At 54.6% G+C, this 293-nt stretch carries 1 rRNA gene; it reads right to left on the reverse strand.

The features are described 5' to 3' along the window. Window positions 1-293: ribosomal RNA gene (locus QMX96_RS26765) — 23S ribosomal RNA — on the reverse strand; the annotation flags it as partial.

The raw sequence follows: 293 nt of genomic DNA on the forward strand, positions 1-293 counted from the left end.
GAGCCGACATCGAGGTGCCAAACACCGCCGTCGATATGAACTCTTGGGCGGTATCAGCCTGTTATCCCCGGCGTACCTTTTATCCGTTGAGCGATGGCCCTTCCATACAGAACCACCGGATCACTAAGACCTACTTTCGTACCTGCTCGACGTGTCTGTCTCGCAGTCTAGCGCGCTTTTGCCTTTATACTCTACGACCGATTTCCGACCGGTCTGAGCGCACCTTCGTTCTCCTCCGTTACTCTTTTGGATGAGACCGCCCCAGTCAAACTACCCACCATACTCTGTCCTCG

This window comes from Pseudomonas sp. PS01300 (genome assembly GCF_029960155.1).
GTDB lineage: Bacteria > Pseudomonadota > Gammaproteobacteria > Pseudomonadales > Pseudomonadaceae > Aquipseudomonas > Aquipseudomonas palmensis.